5 protein-coding genes, 2 tRNA genes and 1 pseudogene are annotated in these 5,242 nt (G+C 51.4%); 5 read left to right on the top strand and 3 right to left on the bottom strand.

Translation table 11 applies throughout. The features are described 5' to 3' along the window. The 3 genes and pseudogenes from BAA01_11960 to BAA01_11950 form a co-directional block, all read right to left on the bottom strand. A pseudogene (locus tag BAA01_11960) lies at positions 1-2,137 on the bottom strand (hypothetical protein). 120 nt (positions 2,138-2,257) lie between these two features. Then, on the bottom strand, positions 2,258-2,587 hold the full coding sequence (locus BAA01_11955) for a hypothetical protein (GenBank protein ID OUM84983.1): 330 nt from the start codon (positions 2,585-2,587) through the stop codon (positions 2,258-2,260). A 95-nt stretch (positions 2,588-2,682) separates the two neighbouring features. Next, positions 2,683-2,913 (bottom strand): transcriptional regulator, encoded by a 231-nt coding sequence (locus tag BAA01_11950; GenBank protein OUM84982.1) that lies wholly within the window; start codon positions 2,911-2,913, stop codon positions 2,683-2,685. Between the two features lie 413 nt (positions 2,914-3,326). Here BAA01_11950 and BAA01_11945 point away from each other — a divergent pair. The 5 genes from BAA01_11945 (at position 3,327) to BAA01_11925 (ending at position 5,064) form a co-directional block, all read left to right on the top strand. After that, positions 3,327-3,416: transfer RNA gene (locus BAA01_11945), tRNA-Ser, on the top strand. 222 nt (positions 3,417-3,638) lie between these two features. Next, a complete protein-coding gene (locus BAA01_11940; GenBank protein OUM84984.1) occupies positions 3,639-3,884 on the top strand; it encodes a hypothetical protein in 246 nt (81 codons plus the stop codon). A gap of 42 nt (positions 3,885-3,926) precedes the next feature. Next, positions 3,927-4,160, top strand: coding sequence for a hypothetical protein (locus BAA01_11935; protein ID OUM84981.1), 234 nt, complete (start codon positions 3,927-3,929; stop codon positions 4,158-4,160). Positions 4,161-4,243: 83 nt separating this feature from the next. After that, positions 4,244-4,813 carry a spore coat protein CotJC gene (locus tag BAA01_11930; GenBank protein ID OUM84980.1) on the top strand — a complete coding sequence of 190 codons (570 nt, stop codon included), beginning with the start codon at positions 4,244-4,246 and terminating at the stop codon, positions 4,811-4,813. A 174-nt stretch (positions 4,814-4,987) separates the two neighbouring features. Continuing rightward, positions 4,988-5,064: transfer RNA gene (locus BAA01_11925), tRNA-Arg, on the top strand. The last annotated feature ends 178 nt before the right edge of the window (positions 5,065-5,242 follow it).

Genomic DNA, 5,242 nt, shown 5'->3' with positions numbered 1-5,242 from the left:
GGCTAATTCCCCGCCACTGCCTCACATTGCGATAATTGCCGCCTTCCCTTACCCCGGCCACTTCGGCCAGGCGTTGGTTGAAGCGGTTCCGTCCGAGCGGCTTCATGCCCGCCGCCTCACACCATTGGCGATAAAAGTTGAACAGTTCCTGTTTGCCAACGCTTGCCCCTTCGTCCAGCAGGCAACATTCCTCCACGAAACCGGCCACGCTGTCAATGTTCCGCCGGTATGCGGCCAATGCCTGCCGGGTCGCTTCGTTTTCCGTAAATCCTCCCTGGGTTTCTAGTCGTTTCAGCCCTTCTATGGCCAGGTTGAGCAGGCCCGACAGTTCTTCCTCAGTGGTCAGTTTGTCAATGAGCTTCTCATCCCTGTTCTTGCTCTCAAACTTGTTGGGGAACGGGACAACCAACCAACGCCGGAAATAGCCATCCGTCACGTCCCGGCTTGCAGGTAGTTCATTGGCGGAAAACAAAATCTTGGCGAATGGACGGAAATAAAACGGGTCTCGCCCTTTGCGCTCAGCGTCAATCACGTCCCCGCTGACAATGGCCTTGAAGTACATGGATGTCTCAGCGGCTTTGTGGGAGATGTCGGCAAAGGCGTTCAGCAGTTTTCCATGCAGGTCGGCCCGTTTCCAGCGGCTGTCCGCTAGTTCCTGCAAAGGGATGGACACGGTGTTTTCCTTGCCGATGAGTGCCTGTATCAGTTTAATCATGACGCTTTTGCCGTTGGCTCCTGTGCCCGTGAACATCATGGCCTTCTCATATCTCACATGAGGCACCAGGCAATATCCGATAAATTCAAGGATGGTCGGGATGGCATCATGCGGGAGTACTTCGCTCATAAACCGCTCCACTCTGGGAGCCACGGCCTGCGGGTCATAGACAACCGGCAACTGGATGGTGGAAAGTCTTTCAGGTGTGTGAGGCAACAATTCCCCTGTTCGCCAGTTCAAAAGGCCATTTTTGACGTTTATCAGCCCATCTTCCGGGTTGACTGCCGCCTCATCCACAACCGTTTTTTTCTCAATGTAATGCAGGACTTCATTGCCCCGGTGCTGCCGGTACTCGGTGCCCAACAGGTCTATGCACCACTTGAAAACCAGTTCCCGCCCCCTGGGGACATATACGCCGTCCACATAGGCGTACAACTGCTGTCCATAGAACATGAACGGCTGACGCTGGAGAATATCCTCGGCCAGCAGTGGCGGGACAAACCTGCCGCCGTCAAAGTATTTGCGCCGTATCTCCAGCCAATTACTCTTTTCACCTTCTAGTACTACAAGTTTGTCTGGAGCGGGTTGCCACTCTCCGGCCTGCTCCACCAATTCCAGCAATTTCTGGGACGTGTGGCCAGCATTTAGCCAGTCTGTCACGTCCCCATGTTCAGGCAGTCCCGGAAGGTTAACAACCTTAATGGATACTGCAAATGGTTTCAAGGCATGCGCCACCTGCTCCGCATGTCGCGCGCCGGCTTCATCATTGTCAGGCAGGATGACCACCTTGGCACCTTGAAAATGCCGGTTGAATTCCTTGGAGGCAGGCCACTTTCCCGCTCCGCCTGCGTTGGTGGTGGCGACAAGGTCACAATCCCATAAGGTTTCTGCATCCTTCTCGCCTTCCACGACAAAAACGGTTTCCCCGTTGGCAATGGCCACCAGCACATGAGGCAGGTTGTAGGGGACGGGTTTGGTGTCGCCCTTGCCAGCCCACCATTCGCCATCCTTGAAGTGGTATTGACGGATGCGTTTGTTTTTGCCGTGGCCATCCCTGCCAACCATAAGGACAGGGTTGCCTTGTGCGTCCGTATAGATGTATTCCACCTCATGCGTCCAGGTTTTGCGCTTTGGTTGCATGCCGGTTTGCCGTTTCCTTTCCTTCTCCCGCATAAACTCCACTGGCGGGGGAGCGGGAACGCCCAAGGCTTCCGCCAACTGCCGCAATGTCCCGCTCCCGCAACCGGCAAAGCATTGCCAGACACCTTTTTCAGCGTTGACGCTGAATGAGGGGTTCCGGTCGTCATGGAAGGGACAAACCGCCGTCCCTTGCGCCCCTTTCCATTTGATGGGGTTGGGAAAATATTCGTCCAGCCATTGTTTCAACGTTTGCGTTGCAGTATTATGGACTTGGATGTTCAATATGTATCGCCTCCCATCAAGTAGCCTAAGTATGCCAATACGGCAATCCTCTGTGCCGTATCGATTTTTTTATGGGCGCGATGATGTCGGAATAGATGAAAAGCCCTATCTTCCGGTATGTCAGAACATTGCCAGATGCGGGGATTTGGCATGTTCAAAGTATTTGAGCGGCAACATGACCTGTTGCCCGTGGCCTTCGTCGATGGGCACGCCCCGCCGGATATAATCTGCCAAGGCGGCCAGGTAAATGTTGCCAGTGTCGGTTTCCTCCACCTGGACGAATTGCACGCCTTTGTCTTGCAGGAAGTCCAGGATGTTTTGCTGAATCCCGTAAGCGTTGAGTTTGCGGAAGCGGTGGATGCGACTGTCCACTCGCTTGTGGAAGGTATCCCCGATAACCACGCCGTACGTCTTGCCGGTGGCTTTGTCTTTAAGGATGAGCTCTTTCATCATATCCCTCCTGTTCCCCCTGTGGTGGCATGGGGATTTTTTATTTTCCCATTCCGTAACACCAGTAACAGGCACAAGCGTAACAGTAACGTCTTTTATCTCCCTATGACTTCCTCCAATTCCACCTGGAGCGGCCAGCCATCGGGAGCAAACAGTTCTTCCTCTGGGTATCCCAAGGCTTGCGCAATGTTTTTGCGGATTTTTGGCCACGGCTTGCGATAACCCCGCTCCACCTGGACAATGGCTGGCCCGCTTACTCCGATAAGCTTGGCCAGTTCCACCTGTGTAAGCCCTTTTTGCCGCCGTACAAGTTCGATTTTAGTCATGATGCATCCTCCTTTTTTCTTGCTACGACAATTGTATAATGGTTTTTGCTTTCAAAGGGCTCATTTTTGGCTCATTGTGGATAAGTCTTCAAACGCTTGAAAATAGTGGTTTCGTGAGGGTGCTATGATTATTTTTTTGAGGGGTTTGAGGTGGATTTGGGGGTGCAGTTCTCAAATGCATACTTTTGTCATCAAAGGCATACTTTTATCATCAAATAGATTCTTTGTTATCATCGGCATATAAATCATCAAATATATCTGCATAGCTGTGAATTACCATATCCGATTAATGTGTTAATTTTTTCGTCCTGCAATCTTGCCAAGAATCCTTACATGGGTTAACATAGGGGTACACAAAACATGAAAACCGTTGTTGCTGAATGAGGCATGAAGCGGGGAAGCCTTGCGGCTCAAGGGGTTTGGTCGAGTGGTTTAAGGCAGCGGTCTTGAAAACCGCCGAGGGTTCACGCCCTCCGTGGGTTCGAATCCCACCCTCTCCGCCATTGTAATTACATAGCGGATTTGTAAATAAAGTCGTCCAATGGTTGGACGGCTTTTTTGTTTGAGAGAAAAACATCTGAAAATAGGCGTTTTGCGGAGGAACAAATGCCGTCTCCAGGCCATATGCTAGCCTAGAAGTCAGGATTGCAAGGAGGATTGACATGAGCCACATGGAAAAACACCACCAAAAACCCCATCCGCCACAGAAGTATGCCGAATACCCCGTGTCAAGAGATAAGCTGTTGGAGGAGATTCAAGCGGTGGGATTTGCTTTGACTGAACTGAGTTTGTACTTGGATACGCATCCGTGGGACCAACAGGCTTTGGGCGATTTGAATAGTTTGTCGAAGCATTACCGGATGTTGACGCATGAATACGAATGCCGCTTCGGTCCTCTCTACAACTTAGGCCATTCGATCAGTCCATACCCCTGGAAGTGGAACGAACCGCCGTGGCCGTGGCAAATGTGAACAGTTGCAAAAAAAACCGGTATGAGGAGGAAATGATGGACGATGTATCCTTACGGAAAGGTCTCCGCTCACAGCAATTACAAGACGTGGTATCCCTATTTCAGCCCGCATGATCCCTGTCCGCCGATGAAAATGAAAACCTACTACACGCCTCCCCAACTGTATATGGGATTTCAACCACCTGGCCTGCCGCGATTTGGGATTCACGAGGCGTTGTACCGGGGAACGCTTTGGAAAGACTTGTACAGTCCGTACGACAAAAAGTTGCCGCACTAGCCTTCGGATTCCGATGATAGGCCAGCCAAAAAAAAAACGGTTTTCGTGAAGACATTTCAACTGCAGAGGAGTGAAATGGTACCGTGTGGATCTATGAGAAACGCCTGCAGTATCCCGTACGGGTCAGCAAGTGCAATCCCATGCTGGCGAAGTTTCTGATTGAACAGTACGGCGGCGCCGATGGTGAACTGGCGGCGGCGTTGCGTTATCTGAATCAGGCTTATACGATTCCCGACAAGGTGAAAGGATTGCTCATCGATATCGGCACGGAGGAGTTTGCGCATCTGGAAATGATTGGCACAATGGTATACAAGTTGACCAAGGATGCGACTCCGGAACAATTGAAAGAAGCGGGATTGGGAGATCATTACGCGAACCACGACAAAGCCCTGTTTTACCACAATGCATCAGGCGTTCCATGGACGGCGTCCTATATCCAGGCCAAGGGAGATCCAATCGCCGATTTGTACGAGGATATTGCCGCCGAGGAGAAAGCGCGTGCCACTTATCAATGGCTGATCGACATGTCGGACGATCCGGATGTGAACGATGCGCTGAAGTTTTTGCGCGAACGGGAAGTGGTGCATTCCCAACGCTTCCGGGAAGCGGTTGAAATATTGAAAGAAGAAAGGGAAAGGAAAAAATTTTTTTGAATTCCATTTATCTGGATGGTCGAAGATGGAAAAAAGGGATACCGAACCGGTATCTCTTTTTGGGTTTGGAGGATGGCGGATTTGTGGCGATGAGCCTGGCCAGTGAGACTGTCTCTTGTTTGTGCAGGCTGTTTTGCATATAATAAAGATATGGTATGCAATGGACAAGAACATGCGCCTGTAGCTCAGCAGGATAGAGCAGCAGTTTCCTAAACTGCGTGTCGGAGGTTCGAGTCCTCTCAGGCGCGCCATTCAAAAAGCCAGTAATGACGCGGATTTCAGCGTATGTTGAAGTCCGCGTTTTGTTGTGCGCCCGGCATGGGTGTGGTCTATAGGGTGAAAGTCCCGAGCGGGGGCTGGCGAGCGCCTACCGTTAGCCGAGAGCAAGGGTGTCCATCGCGAGGTGGAATCTGAAGGAAGCTTAAGGCA

The organism is Bacillus thermozeamaize, assembly GCA_002159075.1.
In the GTDB taxonomy this organism is placed as follows: Bacteria; Bacillota; Bacilli; order ZCTH02-B2; family ZCTH02-B2; genus Bacillus_BB; species Bacillus_BB thermozeamaize.
This window is presented reverse-complemented; position numbering and strand designations above follow the sequence as displayed.